Origin of the sequence: Vibrio navarrensis (genome assembly GCF_015767675.1) — a bacterium.
Lineage (GTDB): Bacteria > Pseudomonadota > Gammaproteobacteria > Enterobacterales > Vibrionaceae > Vibrio.
The window spans coordinates 1411282-1435162 of sequence record NZ_CP065217.1 but is presented as its reverse complement, the minus strand read 5'-3'; the positions used below and the strand labels follow the sequence as shown (position 1 = coordinate 1435162).

23 protein-coding genes are annotated in these 23881 nt (G+C 50.0%); 4 read left to right on the top strand and 19 right to left on the bottom strand.

From position 1 onward, the window contains the following. Nucleotides 1-54 precede the first annotated feature (54 nt). Nucleotides 55-1260 (top strand): multidrug efflux MFS transporter EmrD, encoded by a 1206-nt coding sequence (emrD, locus tag I3X05_RS06450; RefSeq protein ID WP_039462818.1) that lies wholly within the window; start codon nt 55-57, stop codon nt 1258-1260. 29 nt (nt 1261-1289) lie between these two features. Here the strand turns inward: emrD and I3X05_RS06445 are convergent, their stop codons facing one another. The 4 genes from I3X05_RS06445 to I3X05_RS06430 all read right to left on the bottom strand — a co-directional run bounded on the left by I3X05_RS06445 (nt 1290) and on the right by I3X05_RS06430 (nt 3973). Continuing rightward, on the bottom strand, nt 1290-2153 hold the full coding sequence (locus I3X05_RS06445; protein WP_337971022.1) for a lipase secretion chaperone: 864 nt from the start codon (nt 2151-2153) through the stop codon (nt 1290-1292). 9 nt (nt 2154-2162) lie between these two features. Further along, nucleotides 2163-3107 (bottom strand): esterase/lipase family protein, encoded by a 945-nt coding sequence (locus I3X05_RS06440; protein WP_193157401.1) that lies wholly within the window; start codon nt 3105-3107, stop codon nt 2163-2165. A gap of 201 nt (nt 3108-3308) precedes the next feature. Next, nucleotides 3309-3770, bottom strand: coding sequence for an OsmC family protein (locus I3X05_RS06435; RefSeq protein WP_172564382.1), 462 nt, complete (start codon nt 3768-3770; stop codon nt 3309-3311). A gap of 47 nt (nt 3771-3817) precedes the next feature. Continuing rightward, the gene (locus tag I3X05_RS06430; RefSeq protein ID WP_193157400.1) at nt 3818-3973 is read right to left on the bottom strand and encodes a hypothetical protein; all 156 of its coding nucleotides are present in this window, start codon (nt 3971-3973) and stop codon (nt 3818-3820) included. Between the two features lie 79 nt (nt 3974-4052). Between I3X05_RS06430 and I3X05_RS06425 the strand changes: the two genes are divergently transcribed. After that, the gene (locus tag I3X05_RS06425; protein WP_193157399.1) at nt 4053-4505 is read left to right on the top strand and encodes a hypothetical protein; all 453 of its coding nucleotides are present in this window, start codon (nt 4053-4055) and stop codon (nt 4503-4505) included. A gap of 43 nt (nt 4506-4548) precedes the next feature. Here I3X05_RS06425 and I3X05_RS06420 read toward each other — a convergent pair whose 3' ends face one another. Both I3X05_RS06420 and hrpA read right to left on the bottom strand, forming a co-directional pair. Further along, complete coding sequence (locus I3X05_RS06420) at nt 4549-5046, bottom strand: outer membrane beta-barrel protein (RefSeq protein ID WP_065819724.1); 498 nt, start codon at nt 5044-5046, stop codon at nt 4549-4551. Between the two features lie 121 nt (nt 5047-5167). Further along, nucleotides 5168-9121 carry an ATP-dependent RNA helicase HrpA gene (gene hrpA / locus I3X05_RS06415; RefSeq protein WP_337971021.1) on the bottom strand — a complete coding sequence of 1318 codons (3954 nt, stop codon included), beginning with the start codon at nt 9119-9121 and terminating at the stop codon, nt 5168-5170. 159 nt (nt 9122-9280) lie between these two features. Here hrpA and I3X05_RS06410 point away from each other — a divergent pair, with 159 nt between their 5' ends. After that, nucleotides 9281-9868: an FMN-dependent NADH-azoreductase gene (locus tag I3X05_RS06410; protein WP_337971020.1), complete on the top strand. Its 588-nt coding sequence runs from the start codon at nt 9281-9283 to the stop codon at nt 9866-9868. 127 nt (nt 9869-9995) lie between these two features. On the opposite strand, the gene I3X05_RS06405 is transcribed toward I3X05_RS06410, so the two are convergent. From I3X05_RS06405 to I3X05_RS06345, 13 genes are read right to left on the bottom strand one after another with little or no spacing between them, the layout of a single operon-like run. After that, the gene (locus tag I3X05_RS06405; RefSeq protein ID WP_337971019.1) at nt 9996-11393 is read right to left on the bottom strand and encodes a VWA domain-containing protein; all 1398 of its coding nucleotides are present in this window, start codon (nt 11391-11393) and stop codon (nt 9996-9998) included. A 1-nt stretch (nt 11394) separates the two neighbouring features. Further along, complete coding sequence (locus I3X05_RS06400; RefSeq protein ID WP_045571525.1) at nt 11395-11883, bottom strand: hypothetical protein; 489 nt, start codon at nt 11881-11883, stop codon at nt 11395-11397. Further along, the gene (locus tag I3X05_RS06395) at nt 11870-12346 is read right to left on the bottom strand and encodes a TadE family protein (RefSeq protein ID WP_202933212.1); all 477 of its coding nucleotides are present in this window, start codon (nt 12344-12346) and stop codon (nt 11870-11872) included. The genes I3X05_RS06400 and I3X05_RS06395 overlap by 14 nt, the downstream gene beginning before the upstream one ends. After that, on the bottom strand, nt 12343-13083 hold the full coding sequence (locus I3X05_RS06390) for a tetratricopeptide repeat protein (RefSeq protein ID WP_337971018.1): 741 nt from the start codon (nt 13081-13083) through the stop codon (nt 12343-12345). The genes I3X05_RS06395 and I3X05_RS06390 overlap by 4 nt, the downstream gene beginning before the upstream one ends. A 47-nt stretch (nt 13084-13130) precedes the next feature. Then, nucleotides 13131-14012: a type II secretion system F family protein gene (locus I3X05_RS06385; protein WP_045571522.1), complete on the bottom strand. Its 882-nt coding sequence runs from the start codon at nt 14010-14012 to the stop codon at nt 13131-13133. Between the two features lie 3 nt (nt 14013-14015). Beyond that, the gene (locus I3X05_RS06380) at nt 14016-14900 is read right to left on the bottom strand and encodes a type II secretion system F family protein (RefSeq protein WP_045571521.1); all 885 of its coding nucleotides are present in this window, start codon (nt 14898-14900) and stop codon (nt 14016-14018) included. 9 nt (nt 14901-14909) lie between these two features. Next, the gene (locus I3X05_RS06375; RefSeq protein ID WP_337971017.1) at nt 14910-16202 is read right to left on the bottom strand and encodes a CpaF family protein; all 1293 of its coding nucleotides are present in this window, start codon (nt 16200-16202) and stop codon (nt 14910-14912) included. Then, nucleotides 16202-17299, bottom strand: a complete 1098-nt coding sequence (locus I3X05_RS06370) for a P-loop NTPase (protein ID WP_319023892.1) — start codon at nt 17297-17299, stop codon at nt 16202-16204. The genes I3X05_RS06375 and I3X05_RS06370 overlap by 1 nt, the downstream gene beginning before the upstream one ends. Further along, nucleotides 17289-17858 carry a hypothetical protein gene (locus tag I3X05_RS06365; protein WP_045571519.1) on the bottom strand — a complete coding sequence of 190 codons (570 nt, stop codon included), beginning with the start codon at nt 17856-17858 and terminating at the stop codon, nt 17289-17291. The genes I3X05_RS06370 and I3X05_RS06365 overlap by 11 nt, the downstream gene beginning before the upstream one ends. A gap of 17 nt (nt 17859-17875) precedes the next feature. Next, complete coding sequence (locus I3X05_RS06360) at nt 17876-19267, bottom strand: type II and III secretion system protein family protein (RefSeq protein WP_045571518.1); 1392 nt, start codon at nt 19265-19267, stop codon at nt 17876-17878. Further along, nucleotides 19267-20106 carry a Flp pilus assembly protein CpaB gene (gene cpaB / locus I3X05_RS06355; RefSeq protein ID WP_045571517.1) on the bottom strand — a complete coding sequence of 280 codons (840 nt, stop codon included), beginning with the start codon at nt 20104-20106 and terminating at the stop codon, nt 19267-19269. The genes I3X05_RS06360 and cpaB overlap by 1 nt, the downstream gene beginning before the upstream one ends. Before the next feature lie 15 nt (nt 20107-20121). Next, the gene (locus tag I3X05_RS06350) at nt 20122-20553 is read right to left on the bottom strand and encodes a prepilin peptidase (protein WP_045571516.1); all 432 of its coding nucleotides are present in this window, start codon (nt 20551-20553) and stop codon (nt 20122-20124) included. 2 nt (nt 20554-20555) lie between these two features. Continuing rightward, complete coding sequence (locus tag I3X05_RS06345; protein ID WP_193157396.1) at nt 20556-20732, bottom strand: Flp family type IVb pilin; 177 nt, start codon at nt 20730-20732, stop codon at nt 20556-20558. A 251-nt stretch (nt 20733-20983) separates the two neighbouring features. Between I3X05_RS06345 and I3X05_RS06340 the strand changes: the two genes are divergently transcribed. Further along, nucleotides 20984-23881 (top strand): DUF1566 domain-containing protein, encoded by a 2898-nt coding sequence (locus tag I3X05_RS06340; protein ID WP_193185071.1) that lies wholly within the window; start codon nt 20984-20986, stop codon nt 23879-23881.

Sequence of the window (23881 nt, the reverse complement as noted above, 5' to 3'; positions counted from 1 at the left end):
TTTTACTAAAGCGCCGGGGAATATTGTTGTCTTTTTTCCGGAGAAAATACGCAGATGTCCGCGTCATTTCCATTAGTCAAACTTACCTTTTTAATCGCTATACTGACGGCTGTCGGTCAAATGACACAAACCATGTACGTGCCTTCGATTGGTTACATGGCCGACGAATTCCTCGTTTCACCAGCCGCTTTGCAGGCGGTCATGGCCTGCTATCTTATCCCGTATGGCTTATCGCAGTTTTTCTACGGGCCGCTGTCTGATCGAATTGGCCGTAAACCGGTCATCATCATCGGCTTGGTGATCTATATCCTTGGCACGCTTGTGACGCTATTTGCCAAGCAGTATGAGTGGTTTTTGGCGGGTAGCTTTATTCAAGGCTTGGGCATCGGCTGTGGCGGAGCGATGTCACGCACCTTAACACGCGATTGCTTTGAAGGAGCAGAGCTGCACCGCGCCAACAGCCTGATTAGCATGTGCGTGATCTTTTCCCCCTTGTTGGCTCCGGTGCTGGGTGGCTACTTGACTGAAACCTTTAGTTGGCGCTCAAGTTATCTCTTCCTTGCCCTGTTTGCGATTGCGGTCATCATCACCATGATGACCAGCATGATGGAGACATTGCCAAAAGAGAAACGCAAAGTAGAGTCCGTTGCACGCAGTTACCGCTATGTGCTTTCCAACCCACGTTTCCAAGGCTATTTGCTCTGTTTAGTCGCGACCTTTGCTGGCGTGGCGGTCTTTGAAGCCGCGGCAGGCGTGCTGTTAGGCGGCGTGCTGAATCTACCAGCCACGACCGTCAGTATTTTGTTTGTCTTGCCCATTCCCGGTTATCTGATCGGTGCTGGCCTGTCGAGCTACATCGCTCAGCGCCGCTCGCAAAAACGTGCACTCAATGTGGGTTTGGTGGCGATTTTGCTTGGCGCGGCAATCGTTTTGATCCCTGGCGTGTTTGGTCAGACGACGGCACTCACGCTTGTTGGCGGCGCGACCATCTACTTTCTTGGCGCGGGCATTTTATTCCCAGCGGCAACCACTGGCGCACTGGCCCCTTTTCCTTATCACGCAGGGACGGGAGGCGCAATATTAGGCGGGATGCAAAACCTAGGAGCGGGCATTGCAACGCTCATCGCATCGCTGTTTCCAGCACAAGATCAACTGCCGCTGGGCTGCTTGATGCTCGCCATGTCCATTCTTGCCATGCTTGGGCTGCGTTTGGTGTTTCGTAAACCTGATTCATCCAACGAAATGCCGCTGGCGATTTGATCAAGAAAGAGCAGGTGTCCCCTGCTCTTTTAGTTTACAGATTGCGATGCATCTTGAATGCGCTCTAACGCTTCGACTCGTCGCCACTGCTTTTGAGCAAAGCGGTTAGCTCGCAGCGCCTCAATCTGCTGCTGCTTTTGTTCTGTGCTAAGAAAGTCTGACTGTAGAATATCGCTGCGGGCAAGCAGATAGCTCTGCAACTCATTGGCAAACTGCTGACGCTGCGCGTCGAGTTGACTCAACCGCTGCGCCCCAGCGTCTCCCACCAACTCAGCTCGCTTTAAGTAGGCCGTTTGCCTGTCCTCTTGCTCAGTTTGGCTAAGTTCACCAATCAACCTGCGATTCACATCACTTTGCTGAATGTACTCTGGTAAATCGGCCAATTGAGCTTGCCACATCTCCTGCTGCTCTTGCTGATTGAGTGCGCTGCTCTGCAGGCGTATTTTCTCTATCGCGAGGGCTCTCAACTGATTTTCTTCGGCAAAAAGCAGCGCTATTTGCTCGTCGGTAAAAAAGCGCTGCTGTAGCGCCAACAAAGATTGGTGTAACTCGGTAAAGGCAAAACTATCGAGCGTACTCCAATTGGGTTCTAACTCAACGAGTGCTTGCTTATATTGCAAATAGGTCGCAAACAGACGCTCGTCAATTTGCAATGGTTGAATCACTTCGCCAAGCGCGGTGAATTCACTTTGGATCTGATGCAACGGTTTTTCACCCAAAGCACTAAGAGAGTAATCCATTAGCGCCCGGCCAGAGGCGATATCGAGTTCGGTATCCTTTTGAGCAGCGGTGCGAATGTCTTGCACCGCAGTTTGTTCTGCCGTTGGATAAAAGACCGCAATGAAGCTCCCCAAGGCGACCACAATAATTATGCTCAATACGGTCTTTTTCATTGGCTATCCTTACAAACCTTGCCGTTTCAAACGATTCGCGTGCTGACGGTACAAGGTGACCGGATCGGTCTCAAACAGATGATGAATTCCAAGCAGACCATTGATTTCATCTAAATGATTCATTTTGTAGTCGTCGCGGATCACTTTGCCTAAATGGGTGCTGCATGCGCCAACAAGACCATCATTCGCCTCACCTGCAAATGCCAATCCAAGAATTGCCATCGGCGCATCAATCGGATCTAACACATTGGTGAACGTGCTTGCGCCTGTCCAAGAGTAGTAATAGACGCCATTCGCGGCGAGAAGATCCCCTTCTCCGCATTCCGACCTCGGAATGCCTTCGGGGTAAAACTGGTTGAAGCGCAGCGAACCTTGCGTGGTCAAGGCATCAAGCGAGGCAAGTGGATCTTGCTCAAGCGAGCTGCCACCAGAAAGCAAACCAATCAGCCCGCTAAGCCCTTCGGCAAGTTTCACCGCCAGCGCTTCCGTGACAGAGCCTTCAGCAACGTGGCCACGCACTAAATCTGCCACTTTTGAACCTTTGTGAACACCGCCAATGCTGGTCACCGACGCCACCAAATCAGGCCGAACAGAAGCAACATAACGTGCCGTCGGCCCACCATGGCTATGACCAATCAGGTTCACTTTTTCCGCCCCAGTGGCTGCGAGCAAGGTTTCAACTTGCGCGAGCAACTGCTCGCCACGCACCTCACTGCTGTTGGTCGCGGAGACCTGCGCCACGTACACCTTAGCGCCGTCTTTGGTGAGCGATTCTGGAATGCCGTAGAAATAGTCCACCCCAGCTAACTTATCAAAGCCGAATAAGCCGTGCACAAGCACGATGGGATAACGAGTTTGGGTATAACCTGTTTGATCAAGTGAGGCAGCGCTGGTTCCGGCCAAGCTACTGACACTCACTATCCAGAGAGCAGCAAAGAGTAGTTTCCTTTTCAATTTTCTATTCCTTATAACTAGTCAGACCTCTGAGGAGCTCATTAACCGTAGAATAGATTTTCAAGGATTGACGGCACATGTAAATTATTTGTTAATTTTTGTGATGACCACTCAATGCTCAACAAATTTTATAAACATCGTATCACATATGTAATTTACTGTTCGTCAAACGACAATTTTCACTTGCATTACAATTACTTGCTAAAACTCCGTACTTACCTGCGTTTTTACTGAGTTGGCAATGAAGCAGTGCTGATGAGCCAAATGATGCCACTTTTCTAGCTGCTCACGTGTCGGCTGCAACTCACCAGCGAAGCGAATTTTCGGCCTGAGTACCACCTGCGAAACCCACATTCTGCCCTGTTCATTTTCTTCCATGCGGCCAACCGCGTGATCGATATACTCTTCCACCACGTAACGCTTTTTCGCCACAATCCCCAGAAAAGTCAACATGTGGCAGCTCGACAGCGCGGCGACAAAAGCCTCTTCAGGATCGACGTTTTGCTCTACCGATAAAGGCAGAGGAACCACATGCGGCGACGCTGAAGCGGGAACCACTACGCCACCATCAAAACGCCACTCATGTCCGCGGCTATACAGATTATCAGAAAACGGCTCGTGGGCTTGACGCTGCCAATGAACTGTCGCGGTATATTGAGACATGGTTTCTTCTCTCCTTGAAACAGGGACAACAAGTCGGAGTCGCCCACTTAATTGGAAAGAAACACTACCCCAGTTTCGCTCTCAAGTGCAACTTGACTACCATCGGCTTTGATGTGAAACAGCACACCATTAAGGCGAATAGTCTGATTTTCATACTTGTAAATGCTGGCGTAGCTGTTTTCTTCACCGGGCAAACTGTACATCGCGTCGAGTATCAACTAAATCCCGATTCTGATATTTTATAGCGCTATAAAATCGCCTCGAACAATACTCCTAACCACCATGTACGATGAACATTTAGAGCTGCAACACATACTCTTGGAAATCAAAGCAGAGCGCTGGCATGCGATTGAACGCTTTCTGTTTCCCTACTACTGCTATCGTCACCAATTGGTGAGTCGCCACGGCAAACCGGACTGGAACTTAGCGCGAGACCAACTGCCACGTTCGAGCAAAGTAACCCGCAGCAAACAGGGCGTGATTGAACCTTTAGTACCAGAAGCAAGTGTGGTTGGCTTACTGAAAGGTTTTTGGAAAAATAATGAAAACATCACCTTAGAACAGCTAGAGTGTTTGCTGGCAACTTGGCTAGAGTACGTGGTGATTCGCAAGGAGGAACTTAAAGCCTTAAAACAGGCTGGGTTGGAAAAGTCGATGCCAAGCGAATGGTATCAGACCGATAAACCAACCCTTGGTGCGCGCTTTGACAAAGTGGGGATAAAAATAAACCGCTAATAACTTAGCGGTTTATTAGATTTGCGATGATAAATCAAGTCACTTATAGGAGGTGAATTGTCGCGTTCAATGAGAAGGTACCCACATCGTCTTTATCTGTGGTGTAGTTCATGTAGCTTGCGCCAACAGACAATGGGCCAAAGATAAAGTATTCCGCGCCAACACCGTACATGATGTCTACGCCATCGTCGTCTTGTGCTGACAGACCAGTGACTTCTTTATCCCACTGATGTAAACCGCCCTTTGCCCAAACGTGCAGTGGGCCAACATCAATACTTGGTTTGAGTGCTGCATAGTAAGAACGTAGCTTGGTATCACGCTTCGTGCCTGAGTAATCGATATCAAAAGTACCGTGTTGAGTCAGACCCGCTTCAATACCAATGATTGGCAGAATGCCTGTACCCGCATGAATTGAGTAGGAAGTGCCGCTTTCGCCTTTAAAGTCAGACTGACCGACCGTCGCACCGCCGTAAATCCATGAATCCGCCATCGCTGTTGATGACGCGCCAACAAGCGCTAGTGCTAAAAGAGTCTTTTTCATCGTTAACCTTCTCTCGTTTGTTTGTCAGTCTGTCAGGAGGCAGGTTTTTGCCTCATGATAGACGTATCAATGCCCGCTATTATACATTCTGCAATTAATATGCCTACATCCAAGTGCCGAATTAGCAAGCATCTATTGCGTTTTTAACCCGTTTATCCGAAACCGGATACGGCGTGCCAAGCTGCTGGGCAAAATAACTCACGCGCAGCTCTTCTAACATCCAGCGAATCTCCTTCACATTGTCTGGCACGGCCATCCCTTTCGGAATTTTATTCAGCAGTTCTTTGTAGTCATTCACCACCGATTCGATCTTAAGCATATGCAGACGATCTTTGTTTGGATCGATAGGCAGCTTCTCCATGCGGCGCTCAATTGCACGCATGTAGCGCAGAATGTCAGGCAAACGCTTCCAGCCGCATTCCGTGGCAAAGCCTTTGAAGATCAAACCTTCAATTTGCGCCTTGATGTCAGACAGTGCAAACGCCATGGTGAAATCAATCTTACCTTTCAACTTCTTATTTATATTAAAGGCGGTAGTGAGGATAGTTTCCACTTGTTTGGCGATTTCAACCACAGTGTCACCCAACTCGACACGAACATGCTCTTTGAGCGCCTCGAACTTTTCGGGTTCCCAGACCAAACCGCCCTGCTCTTCAATCAGCTTGTCCACCCCACAGGCGATACAGTCGTCAATCAGATCGAGCACCTTGCCATACGGGTTGAAGTAGAGGCCAAGCTTCGACTTGTTCGGCAAATTGGTGTGCAGATACTTAATCGGCGACGGCACGTTGAGCAAGATCAAACGACGCTGACCCGCACGCATGGCCGAAATCTGCTCTTGCTCGGTTTCATACAGCTTGATCTCCACGCTGTCTTTGTTATCGACAATCGCCGGGTAGGCTTTGACTTGATAACCACCGCGTTTTTGCTGGTAGACCTGTGGCAGCTCACCAAAGCTCCACGTATGCAAACCTTGCTGCTCGATGTCATCATCGGCCACTTTGGAGAGCGTTTCCTGCACTTTCTCTTTCAAACTCTCTTTCAATTCGTGCAGATCTTTGTGCTCTTTCAGTTTACGATTTTTCTCGTCCACCGCGCGGAAAGTGACTTTCAAGTGATCGGGCACCTGTTCAAGTTTCCAGTCCTCGCGCAGCACTTCCACGCCTGTCATACGGCGCAGCTCTTTCTCCAAGGCATCCAATAACGGCATTTCCATCGCGCTCACACGCGACAAAAACGCATCCGCATAGTTCGGTGCGGGAACAAAATTCTTGCGCAATGTCTTTGGCAGCGACTTAATTAGGCTCACCACCAACTCATGGCGCAAGCCCGGAATTTGCCAGTCAAAACCGGCCGCATCCACTTGGTTGAGAATCGGCAGCGGAATATGCACCGTCACGCCATCGCTGTCATCACCCGGTTCAAATTGGTAGCTGAGTTTGAGTTTCAGGCCGTTTTGATGCCAGAAATTCGGATAGTCCAAATCAGTGACATGGCTGGCGTCGCCTTTGAACAGCATCTCTTTTTCGAAGTTCAGCAGTTCAGGATCTTTCTTCGCTGCTTGTTTCCACCAAGTGTCAAAGTGCTTACCAGAAACCACGTCCGTCCCCACGCGCTGATCGTAGAACTGGAACAGCTCCTCATCATCGACCAAGATGTCACGGCGTCGCGACTTATGCTCAAGCTCTTCCACCTCTTGCAGCAACTTGCGGTTTTGCTTGAAGAAGGCGTGTTTGGTTTCCCATTCTCCTTCCACCAGTGCGCTGCGAATGAAAATCTCACGGCTCACTGCGGCGTCAATGTTGCCGTAGTTGACCAAACGCTTTGGCACGATAGGAATGCCGTACAGCATCACTTTCTCATAGGCCATTACCGCTGCACGCTTTTTCGACCAATGCGGCTCGCTGTAACTGCGTTTTATCAGGTGTTTGGCAAGCGGTTCAATCCATTCAGGTTGGATCTTCGCCACCACGCGTCCCCACAGTTTGGAGGTTTCCACCAGCTCGGCCGACATCACCCATTTCGGCTGCTTCTTAAACAGACCGGAGGCAGGGAAAAGATGGAAACGGGCATTGCGTGCGCCCTGATATTCGTTCTTCTCCTGATCTTTCATGCCGATGTGCGATAACAGACCGACCAAGATGGCACTGTGAACTGCATCAAATGAGCCCGGTTCATCATTCAGTTTGAAATCCATTTCCCGCATCGACTGATGGATTTGGAAATAGACGTCTTGCCATTCGCGCACCCGCAAGTAGTTGAGGTAATCCTCTTTGCACTGGCGGCGGAACTGGTTACCCGAAAGCGCTTTTTGCTGCTTTTGAATGTAGTTCCACAGATTGACGAAAGTAAGGAAATCAGACTCTTCGTCGAAGAAGCGGCGATGTTTGTCGTCCGACGATTGCTGTTTGTCCGATGGACGCTCGCGCGGATCTTGGATGGAGAGCGCAGCGGCAATGATCATCACATCTTTCAAACAGCCATACTTAGGCGCTTCCAGCACCATGCGCGCTAAACGTGGGTCAATCGGCAAACGGGCCAACTGCTTGCCTATCGCGGTCAGACGTTTGTTGGCATCTTTCGCTTGCGAGTCAATCGCGCCCAGCTCTTCTAAAAGACGCACACCGTCTTGGATATTGCGTTTATCCGGCGCTTCAACAAACGGGAACGCTTCAATATCGCCAAGGCCGAGCGCCGTCATTTGCAAAATAACCGAAGCTAGGTTGGTGCGCAGAATTTCCGGATCGGTGAACTCTGGGCGTGAGTTAAAATCTTCCTCAGAGTAAAGCCGAATACAGATCCCCTCTTCCACCCGTCCACAACGGCCTTTACGCTGGTTGGCACTGGCTTGCGAAATGGGTTCAATCGGCAAACGCTGCACTTTGGTGCGATAGCTGTAACGGCTGATGCGCGCTGTACCCGGATCAATCACGTATTTAATCCCCGGTACCGTCAGCGAGGTTTCCGCGACGTTAGTCGCCAGCACAATGCGACGCCCAACGTGCGGCTGGAAGATTTTATTCTGCTCGCCTGCTGACAAACGCGCGTACAACGGGATGATTTCGGTGTCTTTGAGTTTACGTTTCGCCAAGGCATCGGCGGTATCTCGGATCTCGCGCTCACCGTTCATGAAGATCAGGATGTCGCCTAACCCTTCGTCGCACAGCTCATCAACGGCTTCAAAAATGCCTTCGAGCTGATCGCGGTCGTCTTCATCTTCGCCACTGAGCGGGCGGTAGCGAGTGTCAACCGGATAGGTTCGGCCAGAAACTTCGATGATCGGTGCGCCGCCAAAGTGGTTAGAAAAGCGCTCCGGATCAATCGTCGCGGAAGTGATGATGATTTTGAGATCTGGACGACGCGGCAACAGCTCTTTGAGGTAGCCGAGAATAAAATCGATATTGAGGCTGCGTTCATGCGCTTCATCGATGATGATGGTGTCGTACTGATTGAGAAAACGGTCGTGCTGGATTTCCGCCAGCAAAATACCGTCGGTCATCAGTTTGATCTGGGTATGTTCGGAGATTTGGTCGTTAAAACGCACTTTGTAGCCGACGAAATCGCCCAGTTGGGTCTCCATCTCTTCGGCAATACGGCTGGCGACCGAACGAGCAGCCAAACGGCGCGGCTGAGTGTGACCAATCAGGCCAAATTTACCTCGGCCCAACTCGGCGCAAATTTTCGGTAGCTGGGTGGTTTTCCCTGAACCCGTTTCCCCCGCCACAATCACCACCTGATGCTCAGCGATCGCTTTGGCGATGTCATCTTTTTTCTGGCTAACAGGCAGGATTTCAGGGTAGTCAATTTTAGGTTGCAGGCGACAGCGCTGCTCCACTTCCATCATCGATTTAGCGATATCTAGTGCTATCTCATCAAACACGGCGTGACGTGCTGACTCTTTTTTGATTTTGCTGGCACCCGAAATGCGCTTACTGAGACGGAAGCGATCTTTGATCAAGCACTGGCTGAGCGCTTGGCGTAAAGACGCGGCGGTATTCGCCTGAGCCTTTTGCTCCGGCGGCTTGGATTGTGTATTGGGCTGTGACGACGTCAAAGCATTTCCTATTCTTTTCATGACTTAAAACTGCGCGGATTGTACCACAGCCTCAAGAAAAGCCACCAATGAGCGTTATTCTAATTTTTCGAATGAGACTACCAAGTTCCTTGACTTCTCACTCAATAAAAAGTGACTAGAATGGCCACATACTTTGCAACAAAGCTTAAGGAATCTCCTATGTCTCGTCTCCTCGTTCTTAAATCAAGCATTCTTGGCGACCACTCTCAATCGAATAAACTGGTTGATGAATTGGTCAAAAATCTCGACCAACAAGAAATTACCGTGCGTGACTTAGCGCAGCAACCTCTGCCTGTTTTGGACTTCCAAGTCGCGACAGCACTGCGTGCCAGCGGCGAGTTGAGCGCGGAGCAGCAAGCGATTGTTGAGCTTTCAGACACACTCATTGCAGAAGTGAAAGCGGCAGATACCCTGGTTATCGCGGCCCCAATGTACAACTTCACGGTACCGACACAGCTGAAAAACTGGATTGATCTGATTGCCCGCGCTGGTGTGACGTTCAAATACACCGAAGTCGGCGTGCAAGGGCTGATTGAAGGTAAAAAAGCGATTGTGATCACCACACGCGGCGGGATCCACAAAGACGCCGCCAGCGATAACGTCACACCGTATCTTCGCACCGTCTTAGGCTTTATCGGTATTACTGAGGTTGAATTTGTCTACGCAGAAGCGCTCAACATGGGTGACGACTTTGCCTCTAAAGGCTTAGCTTCGGCAAGTGAGCACCTTGCTGCTCTAACCGCTTAAGCGACAACGCCGCTATAGATTCCACTGCCTGGCATACCAACGGATTGAACGCACCTTGCCCATTTAATGCCAGCTTGTTCTGCCCTCACATGATGTGAGGGCTTTTTCATCGCACCATACCCTTGCGTTACTCTATCAACGAACTGCTGATCACCTGATCGGCAATCTGCTCAAACACGCGTTCAACACTAAACAAACTCGCCACATGATAAAACTCGGGGCCAGAGGCGCACGACTGCATCAAACGCTGACTTGCCGCGCCACCAAAATTGATGGTGATGACTTTCACGTCGCGACCCGGTTGCTTGAGTTGGGTACAAATCAGTTTCATTTTTTTGTCGCGAAACGCAGGGTCAAGCAAATGATTACCATCGGAAAACATCACCAAGTATTTACTGCTGTTTTCATCACCGTAATGCCGTGGCAACTGCGGGCGAGAAGCATCCCAAATGCCCTGCCAATATGGCGACAAAAGGCGCATCGCCCAGACCATTCCCTCAGCATTGTTGGTATTCATGCCTGGGACTAAACGCTGAACCGTGCTTTCAAAGTGTCTCCGCTCGCTAATAAACGGCACAATCGGGTTCACATGACATTCGATGTCATCAAAAATTGCCTTATCCTCGTGAAAAGGACGATAGTTATTGCTCGGGTTGGTTGATGGATAGACCGCCGGATCGAGCGGTGTACCGTCGTCAAAAAACGAGACAACTGGTTTGTGAATGGGGCGAATAATCCGTTTGGAATTGTTGCTGGCAAACTGAGGCTGCTTCTCCAAATTACGGAAATAACGCAAACCGAGTGTACCCGAATTGTTCCCTTCGTACTCCAAATCGCGACACATGGCATTGCGTTTTCTCCCAGGTACCGCAGGCGCACGGCCGCTGCCTCGGTCAAACATGTCACTCCAACGGTTTTCACGTTTGACTTGTGCGTGATCGTAGCGGCGAAAAGAGCCGAGATAGATCTCCTCCATTGGGCCGGTGTTCACATTCCCTGAGGCAGGCACTATGCTCACCACATAATTTTGATTGCGATTGCCTCGCGAATAGAGCTTATCGGCAAAGGCCAGCAATGCCTGTTTGGTTTTGGCCATCGGCTCGCCGGACATGGAATTTGAAACATCCAGCATAAAGACAATTTCCGCCTTGTTACTGCTCACACCGGCTTTGGCATGAGCGGATATTGGCACTATCTCGGAGGCAGTCACATTGAGTGAGTTGGGCACGAAATCAAGCTCTACTTGCAAGTTTTCTTCTTGTTCATCGCGCTGATGTGTAACACGAATTCCTTGTGCAAAAAGGCTCGCGGTGCCCGAACTGAGGTTCGCATTCAATAGTTCGACGGCCGTTGCTTCAGGCACTTCGCTAATAATCGCGGAGGCGAGCGCGGCATCAGTTGCATTGGCCACTTGGTTGTGCACGCTGTAAATACGCATCACATCGGTTACCCAAGCGGCAAACACCAACATACTCACCAACATCACCAGCATAAAGACGGAAATACCGCCTGCTTGCTTGCGCATCTTATCTCCTTTTGTAAATCGCGTGGCTGACGAGGGCTTGCTGCTCAGAAAAGAGCACCCACCAATGGGATAAAAGCTGTTTTGGCGCTGGCTGATAACAAACACTGACTACCCAAAGATCCACCTCGCTCAACTTAAACTCAACTTGAGGGGGTTGGCACGCCCCTTCTGCCACTGCAAACGGTTTTTGCTCAGAGAGGAATTGAACATTCACCCCCAGCACAGACCCTGGCTTTGCCATCAATTGCTCCGCTTGTTGCAAGTAGGCGGGAATCCATTCGCGCAATTGGTTTCCATCTTGAATATCTTGCATCGAGACAGCTCGAACTAAGGTATGGCTGAGCTCTTGGACCTTGTCGTTACTGCGGATCAGCGTGGTGAGATCCATAAAAGCCAGTGCCATCAGAAGCAGAAGAGGGATAAACATCAACGCTTCAATCGAAACACTGCCCGATTGCGTTCGGCGGCGGGCACTCTTAATCAGTTTCAAATGCTTTCTCCGGTATGATGGCAATCTGATTGCGGTAGCGGTATACCATCTCTTGATCCGTCAATAAAGGAATTGCCAAAGGAGGCAGTTCAAGAGAAACCGTGATGACGATAACTCCGTGCTGCAACTGCCCCTGTTGCGCCGTTTCTCTCTCCGTGACACCCAGCCATTGGGCTATAGAGGCAAACCGTTGGGATTCGATATTGGCGTTGCGCGCCAAATCTGGACTGTGCAACTGGAGCTGTTGTGAAAAATGTTCAATTAACGCATTCGGGTCCGCGACCTGTTTCAATTGGGTAGCGCGCCTTGCTTGTTGAATCGCATGATCGAGTGCAGAAAAATGCCATTGCACCCGTCCAATTTCAAAAAACAGTACCACTAAGGCGAGCAATACCGGCATGATCAGGGCAGCTTCTACACTGACGCTGCCTATTTGACCTCTGTGACCTCTATGACCTTTCATTGCAATCGGCTCAACTGCTGCTTAAGTAGCGCAATGTCTTGCTCCGCTTGTTGCGAAGACATGCTGTGAGTGAGTAACTCAAACGCTTGTTGCTCCTCATCTTGTGCCAACAACACCAAGGCATAATGCTGCGTGACGAAATCTGGCACGCGATTCCCCTTCATCAAAGGCTGCAACTGTGATTGTGCGAGCGTGAATTTCCCTTGAAGCAGGTAGTGAAATGAGAGGTTAACGCGAAAGCTTTTGCTGTCAGGCTCCAGCTCGATTGCACGCAGAAAATGCCTCTCCGCTTGCTCGGCGAACTGTTGCTCGTCTTGCGTTATTGCCAACAAGTTGTGTAGCCCCGCATGTTGCTCATTAAAGCCTAAGCCTTGCTGTAAATAGTTACTGGCTTGTAGAAGATCGCCTTGGTTGAGGTAGTGGCGACCCAATATGAACGCGGCTTCGGCGGCGTTGTCTGATTGTTCTAACAGCAATTGCTGCAACTGAGCTTGCGCTGCGTGTGGCCTGTCTTCTAGTAGGTCAATGCGAGCAAGCATCAAACGCGCGTGAGCTTCTTCGGGGTAAATATCCAACACTTGTTGGTACTTATTTTTGGCAGAATCGTAACGGGCGTATTCAAAGGCGGTATCCGCCAGACTATTGAGAGATTCCGCACTCGGTTGTGAGGATGGCGCAGCGCACCCCACAAGCAAAAGGCCAAAAGTCGATAAAATGAGTTGGTAGGCAAATTTCATGGGTGGTTCCTAAATGGACAGCACAACACCGCTGCCCTAGCTGATGGTTATGCCAAACTGGTCAGAAGCTGGGAAAGAATCGGTGAAATCACCATCACCAACATCGGTAACATGATCATAGTCATCTGGATTAAGGTGATCTTTCCAGGCAACTTGCCGGCTTTTTCCTCAATATCCAGCGATCTTTGTCGACGCGCGTCTTCGCTAATTTGCCTGAGCGTGTCGGCCAATGGCGAACCATACTTTTCCGCCATCGTTAATGTGGTCGCCAAGGTATGCAGCTCTGGAATGCCCGTTCGCCAACTCAAGTTGTTGAGTGCTTGCGTGCGATCATTGAGCAGGTCTAACTCAGCCGAGGTGATTCGAAACTGCTCTGACATCTGCACATGCTGGGTGTGTAAATAACGCGCAACACGTTCAAAGGCGCGGTTGAGAGACAATCCCGACTCGACGCAAAGCACCAGTAAATCAATCGCATCTGGCGCAGATTGCTTGAGCTTCTTTCGGTATCGGTCTGCATTAAGATTCAACCACCACTCTGGGCCATTGGCACCGAATACATAGCCGACCAACACAAAAGTGAGTGACCACAGGCTCCATATCGCTTCCTCATTGAGCACCTGTCGAATCAGCAGCATCAACGCGACCAAGAGACCACATGCAACTTTTGCCAACAAAAGCCAAGTGAGCGCTTGAGGTTTATGAAAGCCAGCATTGGCGAGCAAGCGGCTTAAGCGTGCTTTTTCGGATTGGGTTATCCAGTTGTGCATCGCAATGTGTGAGCGTTCGGTATTGAGCGATTTTCGTTTCACGTACAACGCAAGGCGCGCCTCTTGACGCCTGCGCTGGCGGCTGTTTTTCCAAATCAGCATCGCCATCACCAACATCATCCATACGCTAAACAGCGTTAAGAACTGTGCAAGCTCCATCTTTTACCCCTTGAACTTGGTCAGTTGACGAATCAGCAGCAAGCCGCTAGTAACACTGAGCACCACATAAAGCAGGATCCATTGACCAGTACCATCACGCAGCAGGTAATCAAAATGCTCTTTGGCAGAGCCATACAGCACGCCAATCAACACCGGGGGCAAGATCGCCAACACCTTGGCAGAGGTACGTGATTCTGAGGTAATGGTTCGCACACGGCTCTCCATTAAGCTGCGCTCACGCAAGGTTTGCCCCAGTTGCTTGAGCATGTGAGAGAGTTTACCTCCGGTCTCGCTTTGCAAACTCAGCAGCGTCGTCAAAAAGTGAAACTCTTGACTTGGCATCTGCAGCGCGGCGAAGTGCATCACTCTTTCAACGCTGTGACCCAACTTAAGGCGATCATGCATGGCGAGAAACAAGCGCTTGGCACTGCCTTGATACTGCTCTGAGAGGGCAAAAAAGATGTCATGTAAAGGCGCTCCCACTTTAACCGCCCGCTCCATACTGTCGATGATATCGGGCATTTGCGCGTTGAACTCGCGGATGGCAAGCTGCTCAAAATGGCGAAGCGCCAACACCGTCATCAATACCGCCATGACGCTGACTAACAGTAAGGCTGTCGACGCTGCCATACCTTGAGAGAGTAAGGCGATAAATAGTCCGGAGCTCGCCATCACCAAGTACCAGCGGTACTTCTGTAATCGCGCCGTTCCGATCAAGGTTTCGATACGGCTGTAAAACGCCAGCCATTGCGGTCGTTTTTTCTCCGTCACCGCCAACGGTTTAAGGTAGCGTTTTCGCTGTTTCTCCCGCTGCGCTTCAACGCGACGTGAGCGCATGATCAATGCGCCCATCGCGAGCCAAATGAATAAAAAAAATAGCCCTAGCATGGTGCTCTCTTAGCCCCCTACACTTGCAAATAAGGTCGTCCACGCTTTGTCCAACGCGAAGTGGCGCGCGCGTTCAACCACATCATGCGGCAGAACGCCTTGGTGGTAATCACCGCGCCCTTCTTCATCCAGGCGATATTCAAACAGTGGATGTATGGCGATCTGCCCGTTTTCCAAACCACCAACGGCGGAAATCGCGGTGACGCGGCGCTTGCCATCGTGAGAACGCTCAAGCTGCACGACCAAATCCAACGCTGAACTGATTTGCTGGCGCAAAACCGCTGATGGGATCTGCTCTGCCCCCATCATCAACATGTTCTCCAAACGCAGCATCGCATCTGTTGGTGAGTTAGCGTGTAAGGTACATAAGGAACCATCATGGCCGGTATTCATCGCTTGCAGCATGTCAAAGGCTTCGGCGCCACGCACTTCGCCCAAAATGATGCGATCGGGTCGCATTCGTAGGGCGTTTTTGACCAAATCGCGCACCGTCACAGCACCCGTCCCCTCAGAACTGGCGGTTCGCGTTTCAAGCTGAATCCAGTGAGGTTGAGTGAGTGACAGCTCAGCCGCATCTTCGATGGTAATGATGCGCTCGTCATCACTGATGGGTGTACTCATGGCGTTCAGCAAGGTGGTTTTACCCGCGCCCGTTCCACCAGAAACCAAGATGTTAAAACGGCAACGTGCGGCCAACGCAAGGCATTCCGCCATCTCTGCGCTCATGCTACCAAAAGCAACCAAACCGGAAAGATCGTACTGACGTTCAGGGAACTTACGAATTGAGATACACACGCCATTGAGTGCCAATGGCGGCGCAATGATGTTGACTCGGCTGCCATCTTCTAAACGTGCATCCACCAAGGGGGTCGATTCATCCAATCGACGCCCAACGGCATTGACGATTCGCTGCGCAACGTTGAGCAAGTGTTTTTTGTCGCGAAAACGAATGTCGGCTTTCAACAGTTTGCCGTGACGTTCAATGTAGATTTGCTCAGGGCCATTGACCAAAATATCACTCACCGATGGGTCTTCGACTAAACACTGAATTGGCCCCACGCCCAACATGTCATCACACAGCTGTTCCACCAGCACCGCTAGTTCACATTGGTTGTACGGCAGCAGTTGTTGGGCTGACATTTGGCCGACGGCTTTCTTGATCTCTTGCTGCAGTTGGGCTCGGCTCAATTTTACGGCTTCTGAGGGTTCAATCAGCTTTTCAAAAGCCGCTTGCGCGGCTTCTGGCATCACCAAGGGGTTACCTCGTGAGGCATGCACCCGTTGAGTTTTTTGACCAAACATTAGGCGACCCCCGCTAGGCGCGTTTTTAGTTTTCCAATCGCTTTAGCGAGCTTTCCACCGCGTTTTACCAAAGGTTCGCCGTTGTGCTCCGCTGCTTGTAAGGCTTTGCTATCGAATGGCAGTTCACTAAATTGTGTGATTGACCACGCTTCAAACAACTGCTTTTCACTCCAAGGCCGATGCGATTTGGCGCGGCTCTGGTTACCCACCAGATGCACGTGGTGCAGATACCCTTCGAGTTTCGACAAAATACCATCGGCTCGACGACCCGCCTGTAACGAAAAGTCGTGCACTAACAGAAAGTTGTCGGCAGAGACCAACAGGTCCTCGACTTTTTCAACCAGATAATGAGGCACATCCAATATGACGTAGGCAAACTGCTGCTTGAGCTTGTTAACAACGTTGATTCGCTGCTGCACAGATAACTCCTCTTGATCCTCTGCATAAAACAGACTCAACTGATGGCCGACGTTTTGGCCAAATTGTTTGATCAACACGGAGTCAACTCGCTCAACTTCAGTGACCAAACGATGCAGAGACGGCTGATAGTCCACCCCCAACAAAATCGGATGCTGTGTAAAGGTCAGATTAAAATCGACCAACGCAACCGAACGATGTTTCGCAAGATCAAGCGCCAAGTTAGCCGCGATAGTAGAAGTGCCGACACCACCGCTTGTGCCACTCACCAAATAGACTTGGCCTTGTTGAAAGCCTTTCTGCGCATGCATTCCTAAAAGGTGCAACAAGCTCTTGTGCAGCGCTGTTGGATCCAATGGCAATGCAAGATAATCAGCAATGCCCATCTGCATCAGATAACGATATTCCGACAAGGAAATTTCCTCGCCGAAGAGAATCACTTGGCAACCCGGAGGCGTCACTTTGGCCAGTTCAGACAAGCGCTCCAACTCATCACGTTGCACCTGCAAAAGTAAAATGTCGCCACATTGACGCTGCGCTAACTGCTTAACCGCTGCGCTTAGGCTTTGCGTGTGGATTTGGCAATCAAGTTGTGCGATGCGATCCACCACCGACTCGATCACGCTCACTTGCTCGCCTTTCTGGGCAAAAACCATCATAGATTGACGTTTAATTTCCACTTTCCCCTCCCGAGCCATCGGTAATTTTCGCTGGGTCTTCGGCGATTCTTACACTGCCTTGGCGTAGACGCTCAACGGCCCCCACTTCCAAGCTGCTTTCGGTAATCAGCAGCGGCGCGCCTTGACGGTAATGCTGCTGATTGGCCATGGCCATTTGCAGACGACGTTTGTGGCGGCACTGCGCGTCACTCAACACCATATTTGGCTCAAAACGGCAAGTTTCTGGGATAAGCGCAACATCGATCTTCACCTCCACGTTGGCTTGATCGACTTGCTGCCAGCGCACGTCCACTGGCAAAGAGAGCGTATCACTGAGTTGTTGTTGCCACTGCGCGAGGTTTTTGTGCGAGACCTGCTGAGTGCGGATCAACACAGAGACTTCACCTTGCTCAACCCGGTTCTGAGTAGGCTGTAGAAGTTGCTGCAAAGCGGGCAACACCGCGTCGGGTGAGCTCAATGTCAGTTCACGCTGTTCGGATAAATTCGTCGTTGAGGTACACCCCACGTTGAACAGCATCGCGGCTGAAAGCATCCATAGATGCGGTCGTTTGTTAATCATGTTGTTGTGAAATCCTGTTAGTAGCGATAGCCGTAATCACCAATCAACTTTGGTGTGTTTGCCTCTCCCTCTAACTCACCAAAGATCAAGCGTTCAAAACGCGTCGGTGAGCGAAAGTTATCCAGTGGTGTCGGGATAGATTCGAGATCACCCGTCGGCTGAACCAGACTCGCCGTGGCGATGATCACCAGTTCACGTTCAATCTGCTTGCTCTTGTTGCTTCGAAACAGTGCGCCGATACCGGGCAACTCACCCAAAAATGGAATCGCATCCACGGAGTTTTCTTCCGATGTTCTTAATAATCCAGCCAACGCAAAGCTTTGCCCATCGGCCAACTCGATCGTTGTCGTCGCGGTTCGCTTATCCAGACCAGGCACATCAACACCATTGATTTTGATGGAATTTTGACGACTTAATGCACTCACAACCGGTGTGACGGTAAGAGAAATGCGGTTTTCCGATAGCACCGTTGGTGTGACAGAAAGGCCGACACCAAAGCTTTTGAACTCAACGCCAACCGAATCGCCATCGATGCTTGGGAAAGGAAACTCGCCCCCCACTAGAAACTCCGCTTTTTCACCCGATTTAGCCGTAAGATTTGGTTCTGCCAGTACATTCACTAAGCTTTTTGATGCCAACGCATCGATAATGCCCATAAACGCTGATTCTTTAATGAGATTATCGGGGTCAGTCAAATCCAGCCCCGCGGCAAATTCGTTACCGGGTGAAACGCCCAGCATCCAATTCGGATTCACTGATTGCCAGCGGATACCCAGCTCTTCACTGGTACTCTTGGCCATTTCCACCATACGGATTGAAATGTTCACTTGAGGCGCGGCAGTGATTTTTAACTGATTGATCACCAAAGGCAGCACCGACTGCCCACCTGGCCCTTCAGGCTGGTTGGCTGATTTACGGCTCACTTCAGCGGTGATTTCTTTCAGACGGTCTTTGTCTGCAACTTGCCCCAAAGCAAAATTGTTCACCAAGCTTAAAATGTCCGCCGCCATTTCTGGACTTGCTACCGTGCCAGCGACGGCAATCGAATCGCCCACCGATTGAAGGCTAATGCGGTACGCCGGGTATAAGAGCTCAAGGTGACGCTCCAATTGACTCAAACCACTGTTTTTCACATTTAGACGATAGTGAGCAATGGCATCCCCTTCTTTGCCAACAATCACCAAGTCGGTTTTCCCCACTCGCGCACCAAACACCAACGCGCTGCGGGCAGACGGGGTTTTAACATCGGCAATGGTCGAATCAACGATGTAGACGCTGCGCATCTCTTTCGACAGCGGAATGAGCTGGCTTTGACCCACTTCCAAATCGATCTGTTTTGCTGCGTGTGCCAATGGCATCACCAAACACGCGATCAATACAAGTAAGCACTTTTTTACCATGTTTATCATTACTGACCTTCCTTCACGTTACCGCGAATCACGGTGACCGATTGAGTTGGCTGCTGCTCAAGGTCATACGCCCCAGAGATATCTTTTGCCCACTTAAGCGGTTTGTTGGCGACTTCGGTTTGATCGTGGTTGCCTCGCAACACCAGAGATAACTCCCCAAGCTTGCTGGCTAACACTAACTTTTCTGCGTCTTGAAGCGACACTTCAAAGGTCACTGAAGTTGGATCATAACTTTTGTTGTTTTTTTCTGGCTTTTGGTGCGTTGAATACTGGTTGCCAATCGCCAACAGGTGAATGTTTTGTAGTACCGTTTCGACCGCCATGTTGTTGTAGATAGGTGTGCCATTGGCATCCTGATCGATTTCTGACTGACTTGTCAGCAACACATCCACTTTGTTTCCCGGACGCAGTAAACCAAGCCCAGCCGCCATTGGGTCAAGTTCAATCGAAATCGCTCTCATGCCCGGTTTCACCAGTGCAGAAAGAAAATCCGATTGTTCTGGACGCAACAGCATGGCGGGTGATAACACCGTATTGGCAGGAATAAACTGCACCGCAACACTGCCTGCGATCTGCTCAAGTTCAAACACGGGCTGCAGAAACACATCACCCAAGGTATCCCGCTCTTGCAGCGAGACTTCTTCCCACTCTAAGCTCTCTCGCTCAATAAATGATCCCATCGCCAGCGCTCGGCTGGTGACCAGCACTTTCGCTTTTCGCTCAACGGGCGACAGGTTTTTTGATGTTTGGTGGGTCTGGGAGGTGTCTAGCCAAACAAACCCCGCCAACAATAAGGCAACCGACAAAGCTGCAAAGACAGCCATGTACCAACGACTCATGATGAAAAATCCAATTTATAAAATAAGGTAAGCGGTTGAAGCAGAAATAGAAGCACCAAGTGGAATCGTCCCTTGATGCGCGTTTGATATGGCAAAATAAGCACGAACTAACTGCCAAACCGCCAATATTCCTGCCCCAAACGCACTGAGTAAGACAAGTTCAAACCAGTTAGGAAAAACGATCCAAGCGCAGACTGCTGCCAACTTTACGTCCCCTGCACCGAGTAAACCGTGTTGCCAAAGCAGCATTCCCGCAACACAGACAATAAGGGCATACAAGGTCGCATCAAGCCAAAAAGGTGAGCCCTGCATAAAGCGATGACCAATCGCCACCAAAAACAGGAGTGCGATGTTGACGTTGTATATTTTCCGCTTCAACGCATCACTAAGCACCACCATTAGCAGCAGTGCCAGCAAGGTAACAAGTGTGACAACCTCTGGCTTCATGTTTACTCGCCTGCTGGGTTCAGGCTGTTGACGATGCTGAGAAACTTCTCTTTCAGGGCAGAGATAAACACCCCATCAGAACCAAAAATTGCCAATACGCCCGCCGCTAAGCCTGCCGCTAGGATTCCATACTCGATCGCTGTCGCGCCGCTTTCATCGTTAATGAATTGTTTCAGCATCATTACTCCTTATCGAAACAATATTTAAGTGAATATGATAATCAATATCATTTGCAAATGATAACATTTCTATTATTATGCGCAACAAATAAAGCGATGAATATTTTACATGCTGGAGACTAATTAGTTTTTATTGTTTCAAATAGCAGAAAATACAGATCATCGATCTAAATAGGAGAACAAAAGTGCGATTAGTTGCGAGATTGGTCTCTGTATCATCTATGAAGCAAATTTTTCAATAAGGAGTGAAAATGCGCTTATTTGCCAAGAGTTTGGTAGCCTCAGCGATTGCAGGCTTATTGTCCGCATGCGGTGGTGGCAACGGTGGCGGCTCAGCCACCAGTCCAGCCACCCCATCAACCCCGACTAAAGTAACGTTAACGGGCTTTGTTACCGAGTTTAAGCCAGTAAAGATCACGGCCGATCAAACCGTTAAGACGGAAGTGAGATTGCTGGTTGGCGAAGAGATCGTGGCCCGTTCGGCGGTGAAAATACACTCTGGAGAGCTCCAACCTCGCTACCTTTTACAAGTCGACCCTGCCACGCTTAGCGAGAATATCCCTATGACCGTGGAGGCGGTAAACGTTATCTACCCACGTGAACAAGAGGCTAACACGCGTGCTTTCGAGCGTTCGCAAACGGCAGAACAACCGTCATTAGAAACTCGCGAAGTGTTACTTTATCGCAATGCGATTGGCACCAAGCCACCACTACTCGCCGAAGATAAAAACAGCGATACTTTCATTACACATGATGAGTGGTTGCCATTAACCCTGTCTCAAACTAACTCGCTATTTTCTGCGCTCGATCCAAGTGGCAGACAAAGTGCGCAAGAGATCATGGAGCAACATGGTCGTGAAAAAGTTATGGCGATTGCCGCGTTATTGCATGCGATCGCCGATCCTTTTGATAGCGACGAACAAATCGAACTCACCTCGCTCAATCTCTCTACCACTTCTATGATTGATACTCTGCTTGAGAATGAAAACATGACATCTCCAGTAGCCACGGAGGGAAAGTCTTGGTTGGATAGCGTGAGCGAGACATACCAAGCAATGGCGCAAACTCATCAAGTGACACTACCTGATGGTTGGCAAAAACGCATTGAAGACAAATGGGTTGAAATGCATGCTGTTAAGCAGAGTAATGTGCTGCGTGAAGTATTGGATAACTCTTACCCCAGCAGAACTTTGGTGCTGAGAGGCGAAACGGTGTCAGGAATGAAGAGCCCGCAAATTTCGCTGCAAATTGGTTCTTACCCGAACGATCCTTTAGCAAACAGCCATTACGACAACCCACTCAAACCAAAACGCCCATTGTTGGTACCAATTACACCAGTGGGTGAAGAAAAATCGTCGACAGCCATTGAAGCCGTGAACCACCAGTTTGAGCTGCGCCTCACACTGCGCGACACCACCAACGGCTTTGAAACCTGTCAACCGACTGGCAATGAGGTGTACGTTTATTACGACAAGAATGAAGACCTAACCAAACCAAGCGAGCACCCTACCGACAACATGCAAGATCTGTTGACGGTGATTGCCTACGATCCTGACAGCGGGGTTGAAATGCGCTCCTACTTAGGCGCGTTCTGTGAACTGGCGCAAGCGGATATCGATAAGAATCAAGATGGTATCGTGACTGCCGAGGAGTTCTCGCGTCTAAAAGTGTCATTTGAAAACAACGCCCACGCTCTATTGGCTGAGCGCAGTGGCTTGATGCACCATGGCGGTGGTCAATATGCCAAACCGGTAAAACAGACGGCTATTGATGCACTTTTTGCTAAACACACGCCGGAAATGGTGCAGTTGATGAGTAGCATTGTGGCGATGCAAATGGCATCAGCAGAGAATCAGGCACTACCGGCCATCGACAATGCCTCAGACTTTTTCCGCACCGCTGCTCAGTTGCTCGATTTGGATTACAACGCCCAATATCGCATGTATAGCAAAAGCAACATCTTGCCTGAACCGTTTCAAGTCATCCAACTGCTGAAAAACGTTTCAGATGTTGCTCATCATATGGAAGACACCGACACCACCATCAACACACTGTTGACCTGGAGTGCTCAAGCGTTTAGCGGTTTGAGTCAGTTCCCAGCGGACAACAACATCGCCAGCGAACTGAATTCGGCAATTCAAACCGGCAGCAGTTGGTTGCCCGCCGAGCCGATTAATGGATTGGAGTCAGTTTGCAGTACCGAGTTCGCAGAAGATCAAATTCGTGGTATCGCCGTTCGCGGACGCGGTGACGACTGGTTAACCTTGGAATGGCAACCACAAGGCACCAGCGGTTACACGCTTTACTGGGATAGCAAACCCTTTGCTAAGTTGAGCGATGCCATGCATCAAACCGCAGCGGCAGACCACATGGTAACGTTAACTGGGCTCACTAAGTTCACTCGTTACTACTTCCAAATTGCTCACAAAGGGACACCGAGCGCTCAGTTCAACGTTCGTTTAGGCGATGCAGGGCTGACTAACGCGCATCTTTTCGATTCTGATTTCGCTTGTGACACAATGAGTGGCTACGCGCGAAACTCCAACGCCGATGGTTACCAAGCGCTCTCTTTCTTAAAAGTGGATGCGCAAGGCGAACGCTTGGCTCGACAAGATCTCCCTTATATTGCGACACCGCATAGCTGCACAGTTGAAAGCAAAACTGGCCGTACTTGGGCAGTACCAAACAGTGAGATGGTAGAAGGGGATCGCATTCGCCACTGGTATAGCATTGATAACCGGTACTTGCATAGTGATAACTTGGCGGTGAGTGACGACCAATACAACGGCTTCTGCGTCGCGATCAACGGTGACGTTTACAGCCAAGACAAAGCACGCTACTGCACCGTGAATCAGCTTGTTCAGCGTGCCAACGAATCCAAACTCTGCGGTATCACCGATTGGAGGCTGCCAACCTATCAAGAAACGCTCAATATTTTGACGTTAGCAGGCAAACCGCAGATGAACTTTGATGACAATTTCTTCCCCTCAGTCGATAGCAGCAAGTTATGGATGAACGAGGCCAATCCAACACTAGAAAGTCATGCAAACTTACTCAGTACGAGTAGTTGGGATATTCGAACTCAAGTGGAACAGAAACAGATACCTCATCAAGTGATTTTGGTCAGTGATGGTTTGAAAGCGCAATAG